The sequence below is a fragment of the Nonomuraea mesophila genome (assembly GCF_004352805.1).
Classification (GTDB): Bacteria; Actinomycetota; Actinomycetes; order Streptosporangiales; family Streptosporangiaceae; genus Nonomuraea; species Nonomuraea longispora.
Genome location: NZ_SMLD01000088.1, coordinates 17,607 through 39,272 on the forward strand (window position 1 = coordinate 17,607; position 21,666 = coordinate 39,272).

Annotated in this window: 18 protein-coding genes; 3 read left to right on the forward strand and 15 right to left on the reverse strand. The window is 69.8% G+C overall.

The genetic code is table 11. The annotated features are described in order from the left end of the window. Positions 1-52: 52 nt before the first annotated feature. Together E1295_RS28500 and E1295_RS28505 are read left to right on the forward strand one after the other, a co-directional pair. Positions 53-2,356 carry an ATP-binding cassette domain-containing protein gene (locus tag E1295_RS28500; protein ID WP_132634494.1) on the forward strand — a complete coding sequence of 768 codons (2,304 nt, stop codon included), beginning with the start codon at positions 53-55 and terminating at the stop codon, positions 2,354-2,356. A gap of 4 nt (positions 2,357-2,360) precedes the next feature. Continuing rightward, complete coding sequence (locus E1295_RS28505; protein ID WP_132634496.1) at positions 2,361-3,017, forward strand: shikimate kinase; 657 nt, start codon at positions 2,361-2,363, stop codon at positions 3,015-3,017. Positions 3,018-3,037: 20 nt separating this feature from the next. On the opposite strand, the gene E1295_RS28510 is transcribed toward E1295_RS28505, so the two are convergent. Further along, positions 3,038-3,931, reverse strand: a complete 894-nt coding sequence (locus E1295_RS28510) for a hypothetical protein (RefSeq protein WP_132634498.1) — start codon at positions 3,929-3,931, stop codon at positions 3,038-3,040. Positions 3,932-3,963: 32 nt separating this feature from the next. Then, on the reverse strand, positions 3,964-4,857 hold the full coding sequence (locus tag E1295_RS28515; protein WP_132634500.1) for a S66 peptidase family protein: 894 nt from the start codon (positions 4,855-4,857) through the stop codon (positions 3,964-3,966). A gap of 88 nt (positions 4,858-4,945) precedes the next feature. Here E1295_RS28515 and E1295_RS28520 point away from each other — a divergent pair, with 88 nt between their 5' ends. Continuing rightward, positions 4,946-5,833, forward strand: a complete 888-nt coding sequence (locus tag E1295_RS28520; protein ID WP_132634502.1) for a sulfotransferase family protein — start codon at positions 4,946-4,948, stop codon at positions 5,831-5,833. On the opposite strand, the gene E1295_RS28525 is transcribed toward E1295_RS28520, so the two are convergent. From E1295_RS28525 to E1295_RS28590, 13 genes are all read right to left on the reverse strand, one after another. Next, the gene (locus tag E1295_RS28525) at positions 5,802-7,691 is read right to left on the reverse strand and encodes an ABC transporter ATP-binding protein (RefSeq protein WP_132634504.1); all 1,890 of its coding nucleotides are present in this window, start codon (positions 7,689-7,691) and stop codon (positions 5,802-5,804) included. The two genes, E1295_RS28520 and E1295_RS28525, sit on opposite strands and share 32 nt — an antisense overlap. A 118-nt stretch (positions 7,692-7,809) precedes the next feature. After that, positions 7,810-8,631 (reverse strand): enoyl-CoA hydratase/isomerase family protein, encoded by an 822-nt coding sequence (locus E1295_RS28530; protein WP_132634506.1) that lies wholly within the window; start codon positions 8,629-8,631, stop codon positions 7,810-7,812. 147 nt (positions 8,632-8,778) lie between these two features. Further along, positions 8,779-8,994: a helix-turn-helix domain-containing protein gene (locus E1295_RS28535; protein ID WP_125642298.1), complete on the reverse strand. Its 216-nt coding sequence runs from the start codon at positions 8,992-8,994 to the stop codon at positions 8,779-8,781. A gap of 113 nt (positions 8,995-9,107) precedes the next feature. Next, positions 9,108-10,706, reverse strand: a complete 1,599-nt coding sequence (locus E1295_RS28540) for an ABC-F family ATP-binding cassette domain-containing protein (protein WP_132634508.1) — start codon at positions 10,704-10,706, stop codon at positions 9,108-9,110. 111 nt (positions 10,707-10,817) lie between these two features. Further along, complete coding sequence (locus E1295_RS28545) at positions 10,818-13,397, reverse strand: exo-rhamnogalacturonan lyase family protein (RefSeq protein WP_132634510.1); 2,580 nt, start codon at positions 13,395-13,397, stop codon at positions 10,818-10,820. A gap of 35 nt (positions 13,398-13,432) precedes the next feature. Next, positions 13,433-14,341 carry a carbohydrate ABC transporter permease gene (locus tag E1295_RS28550; protein ID WP_132634512.1) on the reverse strand — a complete coding sequence of 303 codons (909 nt, stop codon included), beginning with the start codon at positions 14,339-14,341 and terminating at the stop codon, positions 13,433-13,435. 11 nt (positions 14,342-14,352) lie between these two features. After that, entirely contained in the window at positions 14,353-15,330 is a 978-nt protein-coding gene (locus E1295_RS28555) for an ABC transporter permease (RefSeq protein WP_132634514.1), read from the reverse strand. Between the two features lie 62 nt (positions 15,331-15,392). Then, positions 15,393-16,826: an extracellular solute-binding protein gene (locus E1295_RS28560; protein ID WP_220448932.1), complete on the reverse strand. Its 1,434-nt coding sequence runs from the start codon at positions 16,824-16,826 to the stop codon at positions 15,393-15,395. A 116-nt stretch (positions 16,827-16,942) separates the two neighbouring features. Then, a complete protein-coding gene (locus E1295_RS28565) occupies positions 16,943-17,548 on the reverse strand; it encodes a YesL family protein (protein WP_246080447.1) in 606 nt (201 codons plus the stop codon). Between the two features lie 146 nt (positions 17,549-17,694). After that, the gene (locus E1295_RS28570; RefSeq protein WP_132634518.1) at positions 17,695-18,294 is read right to left on the reverse strand and encodes a DUF1961 family protein; all 600 of its coding nucleotides are present in this window, start codon (positions 18,292-18,294) and stop codon (positions 17,695-17,697) included. Positions 18,295-18,781: 487 nt separating this feature from the next. Beyond that, entirely contained in the window at positions 18,782-19,804 is a 1,023-nt protein-coding gene (locus E1295_RS28580) for a LacI family DNA-binding transcriptional regulator (protein WP_132634522.1), read from the reverse strand. A 298-nt stretch (positions 19,805-20,102) separates the two neighbouring features. After that, positions 20,103-20,633, reverse strand: coding sequence for a Uma2 family endonuclease (locus tag E1295_RS28585; protein WP_246080449.1), 531 nt, complete (start codon positions 20,631-20,633; stop codon positions 20,103-20,105). Positions 20,634-20,903: 270 nt separating this feature from the next. Next, positions 20,904-21,578, reverse strand: a complete 675-nt coding sequence (locus E1295_RS28590; protein WP_132634526.1) for an acVLRF1 family peptidyl-tRNA hydrolase — start codon at positions 21,576-21,578, stop codon at positions 20,904-20,906. Between the last annotated feature and the right edge of the window lie 88 nt (positions 21,579-21,666).

Here is a 21,666-nt window from a genome sequence, read left to right on the forward strand (position 1 = left end):
TCCCGGCTATCCCCTTACAGCATAAGCAATCGGCCGACGATGGAAGGGTTCCGTGCTCTCCAGCCAGCAGGCAAGCGCCGTCCAGCACCACGACCACACCGCCGCTGACAGCCACGACCGCATCCAGGTCCGCGGCGCCAGGGAGAACAACCTCAAGGGCGTCTCCCTCGACATCCCCAAGCGGCGTCTCACCGTCTTCACCGGAGTGTCGGGCTCCGGCAAGTCCTCGCTCGTCTTCGACACGATCGCCGCGGAGTCCCGCCGGCTGATCGACGAGACGTACACCGCGTTCATCCAGGCGTTCATGCCGAGCCTGGCCCGCCCCGACGTCGACGCGCTGCACAACCTGAGTGCGGCGATCATCGTCGACCAGGAACGCATGGGCGCCAACGCGCGCTCCACCGTCGGCACGGCCACCGACGCCCACACCATGCTGCGCATCATCTTCAGCCGCCTCGGCGAGCCGTCCGCCGGCCCGGCCGGCGCCTTCAGCTTCAACACGGCCGAGGGCATGTGCCCCGAGTGCGAAGGGCTGGGCAAGGCCTCCGACATCGACGTGGACGAACTGGTCGACCGGGAGCTGTCGCTGAAGGACGGCGCCATCAAGGCCCCCGGCTACGCCGTCGACAGCTGGCCGTGGCAGGTCGTGGCCGGCTCCGGCCTGTTCGACCCCGACGTCAGGCTGAAGGACTTCACCCCCGAGCAGTGGGAGGACCTCCTCAACAAGCCGCCCACCAAGCTGAAGTACGGCTCGAACAACGTCACCTACGAGGGCCTCGTCCCCCGGGTCAGGCGCACCTACCTCGCCAAGGACCGCGAGTCGATGCAGCCGTCGGCGCGGGCGTTCGCCGACCGGGCGGTCAGACTGATCCGCTGCCCCTCCTGCGCGGGCACCCGGCTGAACGAGGCCGCCCGCTCCAGCCTGATCAACGGCAGTAACATCGCCGACTGCTCGGCCATGCAGATCGACGACCTGGCCGGATTCGTCCGCGGCATCGCCGGCGAGACCGTCGGCCCGGTGCTGGACGGCCTGCTCTCCACACTCGACTCGCTGGTGGGGATCGGCCTCGGCTATCTCAGCCTCGACCGCGAGTCGTCCACGCTGTCCGGCGGCGAGGCACAGCGCGTCAAGATGGTGCGCCACCTCAACTCCAGCCTGACCGACGTCACCTACGTCTTCGACGAGCCGACGGCCGGTCTGCACCCGCACGACATCCAGCGCATGAACACCCTGCTGCTCCAGCTGCGCGACAAGGGCAACACGGTCCTCGTGGTCGAGCACAAGCCGGAGACCATCGCCATCGCCGACCACGTCGTCGACCTCGGCCCCGGCGCCGGCGCGGCCGGCGGGCAGCTCTGCTACGCCGGCGACCTCGGCGGGCTGCGCGCCTCCGGCACGCTGACCGGCCGCTACCTCGACCACCGGGTACGCCTGCGCGAGCAGGTCCGCGAGCCGTCCGGGCACCTGCCGATCAGGAACGCCACCCTGCACAACCTGCGCGATGTGAGCGTGGACGTGCCGCTGGGCGTGCTGACCGTGGTCACCGGCGTGGCCGGGTCGGGCAAGAGCTCGCTGATCCACGGCCACGTCGCGGGCCGCGACGGCGTGGTGGTGGCCGACCAGTCGCCCATCCGCGGCTCGCGCAGGAGCAACCCGGCGACGTACACGGGGGTGCTCGACCCGATCCGGGCGGCGTTCGCCAAGGCCAACGGCGTCAAGCCCGGCCTGTTCAGCGCCAACTCGGCGGGCGCCTGCCCGAAGTGCAAGGGCATCGGGCTCATCTACACCGACCTCGCGATGATGGCCGAGGTGGCGTCGGTGTGCGAGGAGTGCGAGGGCAGACGGTTCACGCCCGAGGTGCTGACGTACACGCTGCGGGGCAGGAACATCAGCGAGGTGCTCGCCATGCCGGTGGCCGAGGCCCGCGACTTCTTCACCACCGGCCAGGCCCGTACGATCCTCGACCGGCTGACCGCGGTCGGCCTCGGCTACATCGGGCTCGGCCAGCCGCTGACCACGCTGTCGGGCGGCGAGCGGCAGCGGCTCAAACTGGCCATCAACATGGCGAAGAACGGCACCACGTACGTGCTGGACGAGCCTGCGACGGGGCTGCACCTGGCGGACGTGGACCAGCTCCTGGCCCTGCTCGACCGGCTGGTTGACGACGGCAACACGGTCATCGTGATCGAGCACCACCAGGCGGTCATGGCCCACGCCGACTGGATCATCGACCTGGGGCCGGGAGCCGGTCACGACGGCGGCCGGGTCGTGTTCTCCGGCACCCCCGGCGAACTGGTCGCCACCGGTTCCTCGCTGACCGCGCTCCACCTGCGCGACTACGTGGACCGGCCGTAGCGGCATGGTGACGGAAAGGCCCGGCGAGGTGGCGGCGCTGCGCGAGCGGCTCCGCCACGTCCGCTGGATCGGCGGTGGGAGCGGCGCGGGCAAGTCGACGGTCGCCCGCCGCCTGGCGGACCGGCACGGTTTCCACCTGTACGACACCGACGCCGCGATGCGGGACCACGCGGCGCGCAGCACGCCGGGCGAGTGCCCCCACCTGCACGCGTTCATGGCCATGGACATGGACGAGCGGTGGGTGGACCGCTCGCCCGAGACCATGCTGGAGACGTTCCACTGGTTCAGGGGTGAGGGCTTCGGCCTGATCGTCGAGGACCTGCTGCGGCTTCCCCCGGAGCGTCCCGTGCTCGCCGAGGGCTTCCGGCTGCTGCCGAGCCTGGTCGAGCCCCTGCTGGCCACGGCGCGCCACGGCGTCTGGCTGGTTCCCTCGCCCGGGTTCCGCCTGGACGCGTTCCGCAGCAGGGGCTCGCTCTGGCAGATCGCCGGGAGGACCGGCGATCCGGACAGGGCGCTGCGCAACCTGCTGGAACGCGACCGGTTGTTCACCGAACGCCTCGCCCGGGAGGCACGCGGGTTCGGGCTGGCCGTGATCGAGGTCGGCGGCGCGATGACCGAGGACGACCTGACCGGCCGGGTGACGGCGGCGTTCGGGCTCTGAGCGGGTCTTCGGCGGAGGGGTCAGACGGCCAGCCGGGCCAGGACCTCGGCGAACTCCGGCGGCGGCGCCACGACGAGCCGGGCGTGGCCGCTCTGCAGCACGATGTCGGCCTTGATGAGGGTCAGCGCTCCCCGGTGCCACCAGTAGACCTGTGAGCTGAGCCCGTCGGTCTGGGCCGCGTGCACCCGCAGCCGCTCGATGGCCCGCACCACGCCGATGCCGTCGACCGGATGGACGAGCAGGGTGTAGGGGTCGGGCAGCACCACGAGCGCCCCGTCGGCGGGCACGGGCAGGTAGGAACCGAGCCAGCGCAGATGTGTGGCGGCCGCGGGGGTGGCCGCGGTCAGGCGGGTCACCGGCGTGCCCGACAACTCGATCCGCTCGACCAGCAGCCGCTCGTCGCGGCGTACGTTGGCCACGGCGAGGTCGAGGGCCCGCGCCGGCGGGACGGGCCAGCAGCCCGCCTCCTCGGGGCGCACGGCCCGCGTGCCGACGGTGAGCAGCTCCACGAGGTCGGCGTTGAGGTGGCGGCCCACCACGCGGGTCAGGTCGCTCACCTCGTCGACGGACTCCACCCTGGTGCGCATCAGCGGCTTGGCCTGCTCCAGGTCGCACACGTCGAGCCGGTCGCCGGCGGTGGCGACGGCATGGGCGAGGTGTTCGGAGACCAGCATCGGCCAGTCCTCCCTGGCTCTGCGCGCGGCCTCGCGCCGCAGCCCGGTGAGCCGGACGTCGAGCGGCTCCCCCGGCCCGGCGTCCGGGCCCGTGGCGCTCGTCAGCCTCACGGAGCCTCCGTCGCGCGCGAACTCGAAGGAGTAGCCGAGCGACTCCGCGACGAGCGCGAGCAGGGAGTCGAGGTCGACGTCCTCGACCGGCCGGCGCGAGGGCTCGCGGTCACGCCCGAACAAATTCACGCGCCGTGTCCCTTCTGTCGGTTTCGTCCCTCCTACCTTGCCTGCTCCCTATCGCCGATCCGACCAGCCAGGGAGCACGATTCGGTATCGATAACACCAAGCGCTCCCAGCCACACGCTCATCTGTGGCGACCCGTGCCCCACCGGCAACCCCGCCACCACGGGCACCCCGAGTGGCCCCAGGCGGTCGAGCAGCACCGGGTAGGGATCGCCGCAGTCGACCCACGAGCCGAGCGCGATGCCCCGCACCCCGTCGAACACCCCCGCCTGCAGCAACTGCGTCAGCATGCGGTCGATCCGGTAGGGCTCCTCCGTCACGTCCTCCAGGAAGGCGATCCGGCCCCGGAACGACGGCTGCCACCGGGTGCCGCACATCGAGGCGAGCAGCGACAGGTTACCGCCGGACAGCACGCCCTCGGCCCGCCCCGGCACCAGCACCCGGTCGCCGTGCACGACGCCTGGGGCACCGAACAGCGCCGCCTGCAGGCTCTCCCAGCTGCGCGGCTCCGGCGGCTTCTCGTCGGCCAAGATCTTGGAGGCGGGCATCGGCCCGTGCAGCGTGGGCACGCCCAGCTCGATGGCGAACGCGTTGTGCAGTGCGGTGATGTCGCTGGACCCGACCAGGACCTTGCGGCCCGCCGCGCGCATGGCGTTCCAGTCGAGGCGGTCGAGCAGCCGCGCGGCGCCGTAGCCGCCCCGGCAGCAGAACACCGCGGAGACGGCCGGGTCGCACCAGGCCGCCTGCAGGTCGGCGGCCCTCGCCGCGTCGCTGCCCGCGAGGTGGTCGAGCTCCTGGCGGTCGAGCGCGTGCGCGCCGATCACCACCTTCAGCCCGAGCCCTTCCAGACGCTCGACGCCGCGCCTCAGCATCACGGCGTTGGGCGGGCCTGACGGCGAGACGATCGCGACGGTGTCACCAGCCTGCATTGACTCAACTCCTTACATGCTGCTTCGGTGAGCACCGACGCGGCGCTGGCTCGTTCACGTGCCAAACGGTGCCACACTTACCTGTCGTATGCGACTTCCGCCCCACATCCTCGTGGTCAACGGCGTCAAGGTCCGCCGGCCGGTCTTCCTGCTCGGAGCCCCGCATTCCGGCACGGACCTGCTCGCCCGCGCCCTGAAACGATCCCCTGGCTTCCACGTGACGATGGGCCGTGCGAGCGTGGCGCACGTGGTGTACGCCTTCGCCCGCAGACCGTCGCTCGCCGGCACGTCCGGCGCCGTGCGCGTCATGCGCGACGCCCTGGCCGAGTCGTGGCAGGTGCTGCCCCGATCGTGCGGCCAGTGCGCCGAGCCGTGCAGGGACGCGGGCGGCGTCACCGGCTCGGGCCCCTGCGTGAACGCCGGCGACGTCACCCGGTTCGGCGACGGCAGCCCCGATCTGCTCTACAGCGTGCCCGTGCTGCTCCAGGCGTTCCCCGACGCCCGGTTCGTGCAGCTCATCCGCGACGGCAGGGACGCCGTGGCCGGCATGCTGGCCGACCCGGAGTGCCTGGCCTGGTTCAAGCCGGCGATGGTGACGGGCCAGACCGAGTTCCCCAGCGCGTTCCTCGGCATCAGCAAGGACGAGCACCTCGGCCGCTGGCGTGAGATGCCCGACTCGGGCAAGAGCGCGCTGCGCTGGCGCAGCGCCGTGCGCGTCAGCGCCGACCTGCGCAGGACCCTGCCCGAGGAGCTGCTCCTGACGCTTCGCTACGAGGACCTGGTGCTCAGACCGCAGCAGTCGGTGGCCACGCTCACGGAGTTCCTGCAGACGCGGGTGTCGAAGGTCGTCCTGTACGACCCCGCCGTGCCCAAGCCGGGCGCCTGGAAGTCCCGGCTCACGCGCGACGACGTCAAGCTCGTGGAGAAGGTCGCCCGCGAGGAGCTCAAGCGGCTGGGCTACCTGAGGAAGAAGTGAACTGGGTGCGGTAGAGCTCGGCGTAGAGCCCCTCGCGCGCCAGCAGCTCGTCGTGCCTGCCGCGTTCGGCGATGCGGCCGTCGTGGACGACGAGGATCTCGTCCGCCTCCCTGATCGTCGACAGCCGGTGCGCGATGACCAGCGACGTGCGGCCCTCCAGCGCGGTCTTCAGCGCCACCTGCACCGCCGCCTCCGACTCGGAGTCGAGGTGGGCGGTGGCCTCGTCGAGCACCACCACGCGCGGCGCCTTGAGCAGGAGCCTGGCCAGCGCGAGGCGCTGCTTCTCGCCGCCGGACAGCCGGTAGCCGCGATCGCCCACCACGGTCTCCAGCCCGTCGGGCAGGCCCTCCACGAGGTCACCTATCTGCGCGGCCCTGAGAGCCTCCCAGATCTCCTCGTCCCCGGCCTCCGGCCTGGCATAGCGGAGGTTGGCCGCGATCGTGTCATGGAAGAGATGAGCGTCCTGCATGACCACCCCTACGGTCTCGCGCAGGGAGTCGAGCGTGGCGTCGCGCACGTCGAGCCCGTTGATCCTGACCGCGCCCTCGTCGACGTCGTAGAGGCGGGAGACCAGCGAGGTCATCGTCGTCTTCCCGGCGCCCGAATGGCCGACGAGGGCGATCAGCTGCCCGGGCCCGGCCCGGAACGAGACGCCCTCCAGCACCGGGTGGGACGGGCCGGTGTCCTGCCGGGCGACCGACTCCAGCGAGGCCAGGGAGACCTCCTCGGCGGCGGGGTAGCGGAAACGCACGTCGTCGAACTCGATCGTCACCGGGCCCCCGGGCACCGGCAGGGCGCCGGGGCGCTGGGCCACCATGGGTTCGAGGTCGAGGATCTCGAAGACCCGGTCGAAGCTCACGAGGGCCGTCATCACGTCCACGTGCACGTTGGACAGCGACGTCAGCGGGCCGTACAGGCGCATCAGCAGGGCGGCCAGGGCCACCAGCGTGCCGAGCTCGAAGACCCCGGAGACGGACAGCACGCCGCCGATGCCGTACACCAGGGCGGTGGCCAGCGCGGCCACGAGCCCGAGCGCGACCCGGAACACGGTGCCGTACATGCCGACGGTCACGCCCACGTCGCGGACCCTGGCGGCGCGGCTGCCGAACACCTCGGCGTCGTCCTCCGGCCGGCCGTAGAGCTTGGCGACCGTCGCGCCCGCCACGTTGAACCGCTCGGTGGTCACCGAGCTCATCTCGGCGTCGAGCTGCATCTGCTCCCGGGTCAGCGCCGACATGCGGCGCCCCACGAACTTGGCGGGGACGATGAAGATCGGCAGCAGCACCAGCGCGACCAGGGTGACCTGCCATGACAGGGCGAGCATGGCGCCCAGCACCAGGATCAGGCTGACCACGTTGGAGACCACGGACGACAGCGTGCTCGTCAGCGCCCGCTGGGCGCCGATCACGTCGGTGTTGAGCCTGCTGACCAGCGCGCCGGTCTGCGCCCGCATGAAGAACGCCACCGGCATGCGCTGCACGTGGTCGAACACCTCGGTGCGCAGGTCGAAGATCAGGCCCTCGCCGATGCGCGCGGAGAACCACCGCTGCACCAGTGTCAGCCCGGCATCGACCAGGGCCAGCACGGCGATGGCCACGGCCAGCCAGACCACGATGTCCGGCCGCTTGGGCAGGATGCCGTCGTCGATGATCGCCTTCATCAGCAGCGGGTTGGCGATCACGATCACCGCCCCCAGGACGACGAGCCCGAGGAACGCCACGATCTGCCTGGTGTACGGCCTGGCGTAGCGCGCGATGCGCCGCGCGATGCCGGGCCGCAGCCGCTGTCTGGTCACCGATTCGTCGCGCCGCAGGGACGCCATCACACCGGGGCCGAAGCCCCCGCCCATCATCGCCATTCGGGGTCCTCCCCCGGACTCAGCGCCACCATGGCGCTCGAGGATTCCCGAGTCAGCTCACCGCGTAATCGGGAGCCGTCAACCGTTCGCCGGAACCTCCTGCCCACGCGGCCCTTGATCAGCCGAAGAGGGCCTTGAGCCGGGCGGCCTGCTCGGCTCCCTCGGCCGCGCACTGCTCCTCCAGGGAACGGCCCTGCGCCCCCTGGAGAAGCCGTTTGGTCGCGGCGGCCGCGTCACGGTTGACGGCGAGCAGTTGCTCGGCCTTGTCTGCTACCGCCTGGTCGAGGTCGCTTCCCGCGACCACCTTTTCCGCGAGGCCGATCCGCGCGGCCTCGTCCGCGTGCACCACCCTGGCCGTCAGGCACAGGTCCTTCGCCTTGGCCAGGCCCACCAGCTCGACCAGGGGCTTGGTGCCGGTCAGGTCGGGCACGAGGCCCAGAGCGGCCTCCTTCATGCAGAACGCGACGTCGTCGGCGACGATCCGCAGGTCGCAGGCGAGCGCCAACTGAAATCCAGCGCCGATCGCGTGCCCCCGCACGGCGGCGATGGAGACGATCTCCGGGCGGCGCAGCCACAGGTATCCCGCCTGAGCCTGCTGCAGGCGCTGCTCGAAGGTGGCGGCATCAGCAGCGGCCGCCGAGCTGAACGAGCCCTGTCCGGGCACCCCCTCCGGTGTGAACATTCGCAGGTCGATTCCTGCCGAGAAGGACGGTCCCTCACCTTTCACGACGACGACGCGCACCTGCTCGGGCAGGTTCTCGCCGATGCGAGCCAGTGCCGACCATGTCGCGAACGTCATGGCGTTGCGCTTTTCCGGCCGGTCCAGCGTGATCGTCGCTATCTCACCGTCCACCTCGAATCGGAGCCCGCCTTGCGCCGGTTGCCCGGCTGAGACGTCCTCCGCATACCCCCCGCGCTGTTGCGCCTGCGCTTCCGCCATCGCCCGCTCCTCGTGTCCCGGCCGCGCACGGGGTGCGCTGCAGAGTGCTGACCGTCGCGCCCGAGCCTACAGAATGTCGTTCTGGCCCGGGCGCGACGTCGGCTGTCAAGGGACGAGCGGCTGCGGTCGCACGTTCCGAGGCGGCCGTCAGCGCTTGGACTTGCCCCGGGTCGCCCCGCCGCGCCCGCGCAGAGTCACGCCGGACTCGCTAAGGATGCGGTGGATGAACCCGTAGGACCGGCCAGTGGAAGCGGCCAGGGCGCGAATGCTCTCGCCCTGGGCATAGCGCTTCTTGAGATCGCCGGCCAGTTTTTCCCGGTCGGCCCCGGTGACCCGGGTGCCCTTCTTCAGTGTCTCGGCCACGAGTACCTCCTGTAGTGCCGGACTTCCGCAGCGTTACTCCGCCATGATCAGTCATTTCAGCGGGATCGGCTACCTACTCCACGGGAAAAGATCCGTACCCACTCAAATTAAGATCAGGCAAGTGCCACAAGATCGGAAAATTCGTCGCTCCATGCGTCTTCAGTTCCGTCAGGTAGCAAGATCACCCTATCCGGTGACAGGGCGTCAACGGCACCCTCGTCATGCGTGACTAGGACGATTGCCCCTGAATACGACCTTAGAGCGTGGAGAACCTGCTCGCGGCTGACCGGGTCGAGGTTGTTCGTGGGCTCGTCGAGAAGCAGCACATTGGCGCTCGAAAGCACCAGGATGGCCAGCGCGAGCCGGGTCTTCTCACCGCCGGAGAGCACCCCGGCCGGCTTGTCGGCGTCGTCGCCGGAGAACAGGAACGAGCCGAGCACCTTGCGCAGCTCGGTGTCGGTGAACTCGCCACCGGCCGAGCGCATGTTCTCCAGGAGCGTGCGGTCGTTGTCGAGGGTCTCGTGCTCCTGGGCGTAATAACCGATCTTGAGACCGTGACCGGGCCTGATCTCACCGGTGTCGGGCTTTTCTATGCCGCCGAGCAGGCGCAGCAGCGTGGTCTTGCCCGCGCCGTTGAGGCCGAGGATGACGACGCGATGACCGCGGTCGATGGCCACGTCGACGTCGGTGAAGACCTCCAGCGAGCCGTACGCCTTCGACAGGCCCTCGGCCATCAGCGGGGTGCGTCCGCACGGCTGCGGCTCGGGGAAGCGCAGCTTGGCCACCTTGTCGCTCTGGCGTTCCTCCTCCGTGCCGGCGAGCAGCCGGTGCGCGCGCCGCATCATGTCCTGGGCGGCCTTGGCCTTGGTGGCCTTGGCGCGCATCTTGTCGGCCTGGGCCAGCAGCGCGCCCGCCTGCTTCTCGGCGTTGGCGCGCTCGCGCTTCCTGCGCTTCTCGTCGGTCTCGCGCTGGGCGAGGTAGGCCTTCCAGCCCACGTTGTAGTGGTCGATCACCGAGCGGTTGGCGTCGAGGTGCAGGACCTTGTTGACCGTCGCTTCAAGAAGGCCGACGTCGTGGCTGATGATCACCAAGCCGCCTTGATGAGAGCGCAAAAAATCACGAAGCCACCCGATTGAGTCCGCATCTAGGTGGTTTGTCGGCTCGTCGAGAAGGAGAGTTTCCGCTCCGCTGAAAAGAATTCGCGCCAATTCGACGCGCCTGCGCTGGCCTCCGGAAAGCGTTTGCAGCGGCTGCGTGAGCACCCTGTCCGGCAGGCCGAGGCTGGAGGCGATGGAGGCGGCCTCCGACTCGGCCGCGTAGCCGCCGAGCACGTGCATCTGGTCCTCGAGACGGCCGTAGCGCTTCACCGCCCGCTCGCGCGTGCGGTCGTCGGCGGAGGACATGCCGAGCTCGGCCTCACGCAGGTCGCGCAGCACCTGATCGAGCCCGCGCGCCGACAGGATGCGGTCGCGGGCCAGCACCTGCAGGTCGCCGGTGCGCGGGTCCTGAGGCAGGTAGCCGACGCTGCCGGACCTGGTGACGGTGCCGGACGCGGGCAACCCCTCGCCCGCCAGCACCCTGGTCAGGGTCGTCTTGCCCGCGCCGTTGCGGCCGACGAGCCCGATCTTGTCGCCGGGATTGACCCGGAACGTGGCTTTCTCGATGAGCAGGCGCGCGCCCGCGCGCAGCTCGATATCACTGGCGATGATCATGATGGCGGAACACTCCCGAGCTAGGAAACGAGGGTTGGGGCGTGCGACGCCGATCAATCGGGAGCATGCATACCGATCAGTGTAGGCCCACCGCAGGGGCCCCACCCCTGGTTAACCGTCCGCCAGGTGCTTCCCGATCAGGGCCAGGTTGCAGATGGCGGCCAGGCCGTACTGCGCCGCGCTGTTGGTGGACACGAACGGCGCCTCGCGCACCGGCGAGGGCACCTCAGGGCCGCCGACCGTCGTCAGCTCCCACCTCTCCTGGTGCTGCATCGGGTTGCGGTTGAGCTGGTCCCCCTCGCCGAGACGGAACTTGCGCCACGCCCACGCGGCCAGCTCGTCGTCGCCGGTGCGGACCGCCGCGTACGCGGTGAGCCTGCTGTGCGCCTGGATGAGCGAGATCCCGCTCAGCGGCCGGCCCACCTCCGCCTCCTGCTGCTCGGGGGTGGCGAGGTAGAGGCGGCAGTACTCCAGCCACGCCTCCTCGAAACCCGGGACGCCGACGTCGAGCGCGATGAGCTCCGCGCAGATCTCCGGCAGCCCGAACAGCGACGACAGGTGGGAGACGGAGATCTGGTCCCGCGAGGTGTCGAAGCGGCCCGTTCCGAGGTCCAGCCGGCCCTCGCCGGACAGGAACCGGCGCGGCATCGCGCCGATGTCGGCCATCGTGCCCAGCAGCCGGTCCCTGGCCCGCTCGTCGCCGTGCCGCTCCCAGCGGGTCAGCCACGCCGCCGCCAGCGAGCCCCAGTCCGTGCCCAGGCCGACCGACAGCGCCGCCGGGTCCGGCGTGTAGACGTCCTCGCGGACCTTGCGCGTGGGGTCGATCGCCAGGAACGTCTCCTCCGGCGTGCTCAGCTCGTCCATGAGGTCGCCGGTCCGCTCGTCGGCGGTCAGGTAGTAGTAGAAGCGGCGGTAGGCGGCGTTGGAGATGCGCAGCTGCTTGCAGCTGCAGCCCCAGTGCTGCACGTTGTGCCGGCTGCCCAGGCCCTTCCACCTGCCGAGATGGTAGACGTCGACCTCGCCCGTGTGCCGGGTCATGGCCTCGGCGAACCGGAAGACGTCGGCGCGTCCCGTGCGCAGGTACTGCAGCCACAACCACAGGTCGGGCGACAGCTCCGAGTTGTCCCACGCGTAGCCGCCCACGTCGTAACGCCAGGTGTGCCGGTCCTCGTCGTAGGTGTGCATGACGTCGCCGTAGTCCCAGAACCCGTACCACCTGCGCTGCTCGCGCTCCAGCACGTACAGGTCGAACAGGAAGTCCAGGCGGTCCTCGATCAGGGCGCGCTCCGGCGTGGAGCGGTCGGGCAGCCCCCACACCCCGAACACGCCGGCCTCGCGCGCCCGCTCGGGCGCCACGGCCAGCAGTCCCGGCCGCTCCAGCGCGGCGGCGTGCGCGGCCAGGTCCGCGGCGGAGGGCGTGGCGTCGCAGGCGCGCAGGGTCAGCTCGTGCGTACGCGCCACACCGCGGGCGTCGCCGAAGCCCGGCTCGTAGTCCTCGTACGTGATCTCCAGCCCTTCGAGCTGCTCGGCGAACGTGTCCTGGCCCATGCCGTCGTGGTAGAAGCGCAGGTCCATGGCCGGCGCGGACGGCGACCACATCCAGACGGTCGCCGTGGCCAGGCCGGTGGCGGCGTTCCTGACGTCGAGGCGGGTGGGGTGCAGGCGCCAGAAGTCGCGCAGCCCGAAGCCGAGGCCGCCGCTGACGCCGCCGACGTAGCCGTAGCCGCCCGAGCGGGTCCCCGAGGGGATCGTCACCCACGCGTGGCCGTCGGCGGTGCGCTTGCGCAGCGTGAAGCCGTCGGCCGAGCCCTGGTCGAGCGTGTAGTCGTTCCAGGCGGGGATGAGGTGCAGCCGGCTCGCCACTTCGGGGGCGATCTCCCCGGCCGGCCTGCCCTCGACCTGCGCCCGGCGTACCCGCTCGCCGGGGTCGCGGCGCAGGCCGGTCAGGCCGCGTACCGCCTCGGTGAGGAAGCCCTCCGCCCCGGCCAGGCGTACGTGCCGGTCGTGCGGCTGGTCGCGCATGACCACGTCGGCGCGCAGCCCGAGCCCGGCCAGGAAGTCGCGCTCCGGGTCGCCGTCCCAGACGAACGTGTGCATGATCCGCACCTGTTCGGCGCCGGCGTAGAAGTACAGGCGCACGGTGAACGGCAGCCAGTCGCCGTGCCGGCCCTCCAGCCGCACGACGGCGCGCAGCGGGCCGTCCTGCTCGACGGTGACGCTATCGACGACGCCCTCGCCCTGCTCGCGGGCCACGGCGCCGCCCTCGTCGGGGGTGGGCTCGCCCTGCCGGAGGCTGACCAGGCGGACGTTCCTCGCGATCTCGCGGCTCCCGCGCGAGATCGAGCGGGCGACCGTCCCGCCGCCGAGCTCCCACGTGACCACGCCCGTGCTCACGACCAGCCCGCCCCGCTCGCGCGCCACGGTCACGGCCGTGCCCGGCGCGGCGGGCTCGCGGCCCGGTTCCAGCCGGTACGCCCGCGCGGCGTCCCGCTGCGCGCCGATGGCGTGGGCCGACCACTTGACCGAGCCGTCGGGCCAGGTGGCGGTCACCCAGCTCTGCACGGGCACCTCGCGGCCCGCGTCGTCGGCCAGCGCGAACGGGGCGTCCCGCGCCACCGCGCCGCGCGGCCACGGGACCCCCCAGGTCGTTCCTTCCTCACCGGGACGGTCCAGCCAGCGAAGCTCGGTCATGTGCTTTCCTCCAGTCGGGGGCTGCGGGCCGTGCCTCATTCCTTGACCGACCCGATCAGCACGCCCTTGGCGAAGTGTTTCTGCAGGAACGGGTAGAAGAACAGGATCGGCAGGGTCGCGATGACGACGACGGCGAACTTGAGGCCCTGCTCGGGCGGCACCCAGGTTCTGTCCATCTGGGACAGGGCGGTGGCGGCGTCGGTGCTGGTCAGCTGCCGCACCAGGACCTGCAGCGTCCACTTGTCAGGGTCGCTGATGTACAGCAGCGGCGACATGTAGTCGTTCCAGATGGCCACCGCGTAGAACAGCGAGAACGTGGCGATGACCGGCTTGGACAACGGCAGGACTATCTTGAAGAACACACCCATCTCGTTGCAGCCGTCGATGCGCGCGGCCTCCTCCAGCGCCTGCGGCAGCTCCTGGAAGAAGCTCTTGACGATGATCAGGTAGAACGGGTTGATCGCGAGCGGCAGGATCAGCGCCCAGTAGCTGTCGAGCAGCCCCAGGTCACGCACCACCAGATAGGTGGGGATCATGCCGCCGGAGAAGACCATCGTGAAAATGACCAGGTTCAGGACCAGCGCCCTGCCCGGGAGATAACGTTTGGCCAGCGGGTAGGCCATGGTGAACGTCAGCAGCAACTGGACGACCGTGCCGACCGCCGTCACGACGACGGTTGTGAGCAGGGCGCGGACGAACGTGTCGGTGGCGAAGATGTACGCGTACGACTCGGTGACGAACTTCTCCGGCCACAGGAAGAACGGGCGGGAGGAGATCTCCGCCTCGCCCGCGAACGATCCGGCCAGCACGTAGAGCAGCGGCAGCACCGTGATCAACGCCAGACCGACGAGTACGACGACGTTGAGCGTGTCGAACACGCGGCCGGCGGGCGAACCGTTGTTGTCGACCGGCTGCGTGGCCTTGGTCTCGGTCATGGTCGGCATGCCGGGGCTCCTTAGAACAGTCCACGCTGGCCGAGGCGCTTGGCCAGCCAGTTCGAGCCGAAGATCAGGATGACGCCCGCCACGCCCTTGAACAGGCCGACGGCGGTGGAGTAGCTGATGGCGCCCTGCTGGATGCCTGCGTAGTAGACGTAGGTGTCGAACACGTCGGCCACCGAGCGGTTCAGCGAGGTGGTCATGAGCCAGATCTGCTCGAAGCCGGAGTCGAGCAGGTTGCCCGACGCGAGGATCGCCATCACGACGACCGTCGGGCGGATCGCGGGAAGGGTGACGTGCCAGAGCTGGCGGAAACGTCCCGCGCCGTCCATGCGGGCGGCCTCGTACAGGTTGGGATCGACGCCCGCCAGCGCGGCGAGGTAGATGATCGTGCCCCAGCCGGTCTGCTTCCACAGCTGCTGCAGGATGATCAGTGGCCGGAACCACTCCTCCTGCGCCATGTAGTCGACCTTCGCGGTGTCGCCCAGCACGTCGCGAATCCATCCGGAGATCACGCCGAAGTCCGCCGCGAACAGCAGGTACGTCAGCGACGCGACGATCGTCCAGGACAGGAAGTGCGGGATGTAGATCAGCGACTGTACCGAGCGCTTCACGAGGCTGACGCGCAACTCGTTGAGCATCAGAGCGACGATGATCGGCGCCGGGAAGACGATGACGATGTGCAGCAGCGCCAGGAACAGCGTGTTGAACATCAGCCGGCCGAAGTCGGGGCCGGAGAACAGATCCTCGAAGTGTTTGAGGCCGACCCAGGGGCTGCCCGAATAGCCGAGGAAGGGCAGGAAGTCCTGGAACGCGATCGTCACGCCGTACATCGGCAGGTACTTGAAGATCAGAAAGTAGGCGACGCCCGGAACGAGCATCAAGTAGAGCCAGCGGTAGCGCCTCAGCGCCGCGCGGAGCGGCACCTTGCCGGCCTTCCGATTCTTCGCCTCCCTAGCCGCCTTGGGTGGAGGCGGCGCCAGGTCGGTGGCCACAGCGGCCTCCTTTCATGTGAGAGGCCCGGGACGCGCGGGCCCCGGGCCTCTCGACGCGGCGTCTACTGCCCGAGCTTGGACACCAGGTCGTTGATCTCGGCGGCCACCTGCGTGCCGCCGCTGTCGTACCAGCGCTTGATCTCGGCCTTGAGCTGGTCCTCGGTGAAGGTGCCCGACAGGTACTTGATCCGGGCGTCCGAGACGATCGTGTCGATCTGAGCACCCTTCGCGACGGCGGTGGGCGAGATCACGGGAAGCGCCACGTTGTGCACAGCCGTCTTCAGATCTTCCTCCACCAGCTCCTTCTGGAGCCTGAGCATCTTCTGGTACGGCTCCCCCGACGGCACCCGCTGGTAGGCGATCCCGCCGATGGACACGTCACCCTTGGTGCTGAGCTGGATGAAGGCGTCGTCCACGTCGTTCTGGATGGTCTTGACCGCGGGATCGTCCTCGTTGATCAGCGCGGCGGTGTCGCCGTTCTCGACCTTGAAGTTGCGGCCCTCGATGCCGTTCGTGAGCAGGACCTGGCCCTCCTTGGTCGCCAGCTTGTCGAGGGTCTTCAGCACGTTGTCGAGCTCCGCCTCGGTCCGCACGCTCTGTTTGGAGACGGCCAGGGAGTCGAGATAGCCGGTGAACGGGTAGGAGAACTTCTTGCCATCGGACCTCTTGAGGTTGCCGACCATGGTGACCTTGTCGCCGTAGGACGCCTTGTCCTGCTCGTAGAACAGGTCGAGCCACTGCCTGGAGCGGATGTTGACGTCGATGATGATGCCGCCCCTGTTCTGCTGGACGGGGTCGTTCCACTTGGCGGCGTCAAGGGTGGCGAAGTCGGGGTTGACCATGCCGCCGTCGACCATCTTCTTCAGCCACCGATTCGCCTCGAGGAACTCGGGGGTGTCGAAGCCGGGCACGATCTTGCCGTTGCGCTCGCCCCAGCCGTTCGGGGCGCCGAACCATGTCTCGATCACGTCGTACGGGCTGGAGCTGGCGTAGTTGCCCGGCCACTTCGGGATGACGAGACCGTAGGTGTCCTTCTTGCCGTTGCCGTCCGGGTCCTTCTCGGTGAACGCCTTGGCGATCTCATAGAGGTCGTCGACGGTTTCTGGCTCGTCGAGACCGACTTTGTCCAGCCAGTCCTTACGGATGACGACTGCCGAGCGCAGCAGCGGCCGCATCCGGTAGAGGCCGTAGGTTCTGCCGTTGACGGAGGCGTTGAGCGCCGTCTGCGCGTCGGCGGGCTTGAGGTTCGGGTACTTGTCCAGCTTGTCGGTCAGATCCCAGAACGCACCGGCCTGGGCGGCCTTGACGAACGCCGGCAGGTGCGGGTCGACGACCATGACCTGCGGGATGTCGTCCGAGGCGAGCGTGACGTTCAGCTTCTCGGTGTACTCGGCGTTGGGGACCCAGGTGATCTTGAGCTTCTTGCCGAGGAACTTCTCGACCGCCTGATGCATCTCGCCCTTGGGGTCGGGTGCCGTGCCGAACAGCTTCGACATGAAGGTGATCGTGTTGGCGTCGGACTGCGGCGCGTCACCTCCGGAGCAGGCCGAGGCGGTGAGGGCTGCCGTTAGCGTTAACACACCGGCAAGGAGCCGCCGGCGACGGGATGCGCTCATGAGTTCCCTTTCGAATGCAGCCGCGCCTCGTTCTCCGCGAAGAAGCGCTGGCAGAGCCACGTGTTGAGGTAGATCCACGCGCCGGCGCCGATCACCGGGGCCAGGACGGGCAGCACCGCGGTCGCGTAGGCGATGGACGAGAGCACCAGCAGCAACAGCACGGACGAAGCCGGACGTAGGAGTGCCAGCTGTGTCGCTTTGGGCCAGTAGGCCCACAGCGGAAGGTCGTAGTGCACGTAGAGCGGGCCGACGTACGCCCCCACGCCGGCGAGCGCGACGAGCGCCGCGAAGGTCGCGATCCGCAGCGTCCCCATGCCCGGCCCGGCGGCCGACAGGTAGAGGTAGTTGCCGACCAGCACGATGGCGAGCGTCGCGACGGGAAGGACCAGCAGCGAGGCGCGGACGAACTCCCGCCGGTAGGCGGTCCAGAAGTCCGCCCAGTGAATCGATTCACCCCTGGCGTGACGACGTGCGACGCTGTACGCGGCCATGGTGGCGGGCCCGAGCCCGAGAAGCACGCCACCGAGCATGGTGAAGGCGATCCACATCAGGTTGAGCCTGGCCGCCCAGAAGATCTCCGAGCAGACTGCTTGAACCTTCATTGACATGGCTGGATGGCTCATCCCGCAGCACCTTCTGACGGCGTGTGCGCGGACACGGGGGCGGAGTGTTGCGCCGTGGTTCCCCCGCCGTAACGGGAGGGTGAACCTCGGTGGTGTTGCGAAATTAGTGTTGAATCGACTCAAAGTCAATGACGCGAAATCCGCAGATTTCCGTACTCGCCGATGAGCGGAGCCATCTGCCGGAACCCGATCTTGCCTCCTGCCAGCGCAGGCCCGCCCACGGCGCCGTCGTCGGCCCACCGGAACGAGACCAAATCGTTGACCGAGAACGTGACCTCACCGCCGCGCACGTCGATGCGCATCGCGTACGGGCCGTCGGCGTCGAGCACCCCGGGCAGCGGGTCCGGCCCCTGCGCGACCAGGTGAAACCCATGGCTCTTGCGCAGGTTGCAGGTGTGCAGGGCGCGCTCCGACGCCCACATGCGGCGGAAGTAGGAGACGTGGTAGGCGTCGATGTCGCCGTGGTGGTACTGCTCGTACGGGCCGGCGCGCCGGGCCAGGCCCGGGTCGAAGAGGTCGACGCCGTTCCTGCCCCTGGCGTGGAAGAACATGATGGCCAGGCCGGGTTCCCTGATCGGCAGGAAGTCCCACTCGATCCGCACGTCGGCGGGCAGGTCCACGGGGCACCACAGCACGACGTTGGCCGCCTGGCCGTCGGACGGCGGCCTGCGGCTCTCCAGCCGCATCCGGCCCCGGGGGAAGGACGTGACACCGTCGCCCTCCATACGAAACCCGCCAGGTCCTCCTGGCAGGCCAGGGCGTTGCGGTAGAGCTCGGTCAAGGGGTGGCTCCTTCCAGGATCACGCCGTACGCACCGGCCCCCGGACACGGACGGTCGGCACTCGGCACTCGGCACTCGGTACTCGGCGGACGGCGGACGGCGGACGGACGATGGCGGACGGACGACGGTGGACGATCGGCACCCGCGGTCGGGCACCGTACAGACGGCACTCGGCACTCGGTGGTCGGTGGTCGGTGGTCGACACTCGGTGGTCGGTGGTCGGTGGACGGTGGACGGTGGACGGTGGACGGTGGACGATCGGGTACCCGCGGTCGGGTTCCGGGCGGCCGGCGCACGACGGTCGGCACACGGCAGTCGGCGGACGACGCCCGGCGGACGGACGCCCGGCAACTCGCCGGGACGGCGGACGACGCTGGGCTGTGGACGATCGGCGGTGGGCGCACGGCAGGTGGGTGGTGGGATGAAACGGTTCAGAGTTGGGAGCGATAGGGCGCGCTGGACTCGCGGATCACGAGGTCGGGCTGGAAGATGACCTGCCGGTGCCGGTGCTGCTCGGGCTCGGCCACCTCTTCGAGCAGTAAGTCGATCGCCGTACGGCCCAGCAGTTCGCGCGGCTGCCGTACCGAGGACAGCGGCACCGCGGCCGCCGCGGCGAAGTCGATGTCGTCGTAGCCGATGATGGCCAGGTCGTCGGGCACCCGCAGGCCGTGCGTGGCCATCGCCTGGAGCAGGCCGAGCGCCATCATGTCGTTGGCGCAGAAGGCGGCCGTGGGCCGTTCGGCGGCCGGCAGCGCCGCCATGCGCTCGCCGATGGCCCGCCCCTCGGCGACGGTCAGCGTGGGGGCGGTGGCGGTGAGCAGTTCGACGTCGCCGCCGGCGGCGGCCACCGCCCCGGCCACGCCCGCGTGCCGGTCGGCCACCTGTTTGATCGACATCGGGCCGCCGGCGAACATGATCCGCCGGTGCCCGCGCTCGATGAGGTGCGCGCCTGCGATCTGCCCGCCCAGCCGGTCGTCGACCGCCACCGAGCACTGCAGGCCGGTGGCCGGGCTGTCGACCAGCACCACAGGAATCCCGCGGGCCGACAGTTCCTCCGGCCAGGGCGTCTCCGCCTCGACCGGGGTGATCAGGATGCCCATCACCCGCTGCTGTTCGAGCTGGTCGAGGTGGCGGCGCTCACGACCGGCGTCACCGGCGCTGTTGCACAGCACCACCATCGTGTCGTGGTCGTCGGCCACCGCCTCGGCGCCTCTGGCCACGTCGACGAAGAACGGGTTGGCCACGTCGAGCACGACGAGCCCGACCGTACGGCTGCGGCCCACCCGCAGGTGGCGGGCCACCTCGTTGCGGACGAACCCCAGCTCCTTGATGGCGTCGAAGACGCGTTCGCGGGTGGCGGGTGACACGATCTCGGGGCGGTTGAGCACGTTGCTCACCGTGCCCACCGAGACGCGCGCCAGCTGCGCGACCTCCTTGATGTTCCTGGTCGCCATCCATCCTCACGAGGCCGTGCCGCTGTAAGTGCATGAGCCGCTACTCGGGAAGGTGGTCCGCGGACGCGGCCACCGTGCAGAAACCGCTGCCTGCCGGCGGGACGGCCGGACGCCGCCCACCGTGAACCCGGCCATCATAGCGGCAATCAAGATTGAATTGAATCGTCTCAACCATCGCGGGGCAGGCATGGCCTCGGGAACCTTCATGCGCCGGGCATCAGGCGCAGGTGTCTCCCGAGGTCGGCGGACGACCGGGTACGGTCACCCGTACAGGGTGCGCTCGACCTTTCACGAGCCCTCAGGGCTCGGCGAAGACAGCGGTGTCGAGGTCGAAGCCGATCGGGTCGGGGATGTGCACGGTGGATCCCACGGCAACCCGGGTGATCGTTTGGTACTCGCCTTCTTTGGCGTCGCTGAGCACGGTGACGGTGGGCGGTGCGGTGATCGGGTCCACCAGAAGCATGACGGGAACGCCGCCTGCAGCGTACATGGAGGGCTTTTTCACCCGATCGTCTTCCACGCTGCCTGGGGAGATCACCTCGGCCACCATCAGCAGACCCGAGGACATCAACTCCCGGTCGCCCCAGCGACGGCAGTCAGGCGGAGCGAGCACGAAATCGGGCTCGACCGGGGTCCGAGGTCCATCGATACAGACATCCACATTGCCGGCGAAGCCGTCCCAGCCGCGTTGAACGAGCAGAGGAAGCAACGCGCGGTAGATCAGCATCGCGATTCTTGCATGCTCGGGGGTGCCGACGGGGCTCACGATCAATCTCCCATCGATGACTTCGGCGCGAAGGCCGGGAAGGGACGGCAGCGCGTCGAACAACTCGCGGGCTGTGGCAGGGAGAGGTGCGGTCTCGGTCTCGGGCGTGAGCTTGCAAGGGCGCCTGCGTGATGCCATTACCATGGTGGGCTCCCTCCGTGTTCGTACGAATACGAAGGGTATCGCATCGTCGAGATGCCGCACAGCTGACAGGGACGGCTGTCCGGTCTCACACCGGTCCTTCGCCGCCTCCCATGAGACCCGGATGAGGTGGCGAAGGTCCGCCTGATCCCCGGCGTGAGGGAAAACCCTGCCGCTTCGGCGCGCAGGGGCTCATCCGGGAAAGCTGACGCCTGGAGCATCCACCACACGGATACGGACCGCGCGGAACGTGGCCGGAGTGTCCTTCAGCACCGCCAGCTTCGGGTCGGGCACCACCAGGAAGGGCTCGGTCTCCAGCGCCAGCAGGGGGGCCAGCCGCCGGTCGTGCCGCAGGGCGTCGACGGCCCGCCGGTCCCCGCCGAGCACCACCGCGTCCAGCTCCCCAAGGTAGGGCGACAATACCCGCACGGCCGTCGCCACCGCGTCGTCGAACGCCTGGGCCGCCTGCTTGCGCCGCCGCCTGGCGAAGCGCTGCTGCGACCATCCCCCGGCCGCCGTGCGCCCCTGCACCAGCCGTGACCCCACTTTCGATGCGACCAGCGCGGACCCGTGGAAGACCCCGGCGGCGTACCCGCCGAGCCGCATTAGGAACACCCCCACCCGCCGCTCCGCGGACGCGTGGGCGACCAGCCGGGTGACGTGGGGCGGGCCGGGAGGCGTCATGGGAGGGAAGGGCACGTGCAGTTCGGCCTGGGCGCCGTCGTCGGCGAGCAGCCGCACCACCCGGTCGTCGCCCGAGGCGGAGAACGCCCCGTGACGGCCGGCGAACCCGTCGATCCACGGGTGCAGGCGCTCCGGCGGCACGGTCACCCACCGGCCACCGCCGCTGGCCGGACGGGCGCTCATGGTGGGAAGGCTAGCCGAAGCCGCGTCGGTCGGAGCAGGCGGGAACCCGAACGGCCGACGCCTTCCGCGCGTCCCCGCTGCCCCGCTG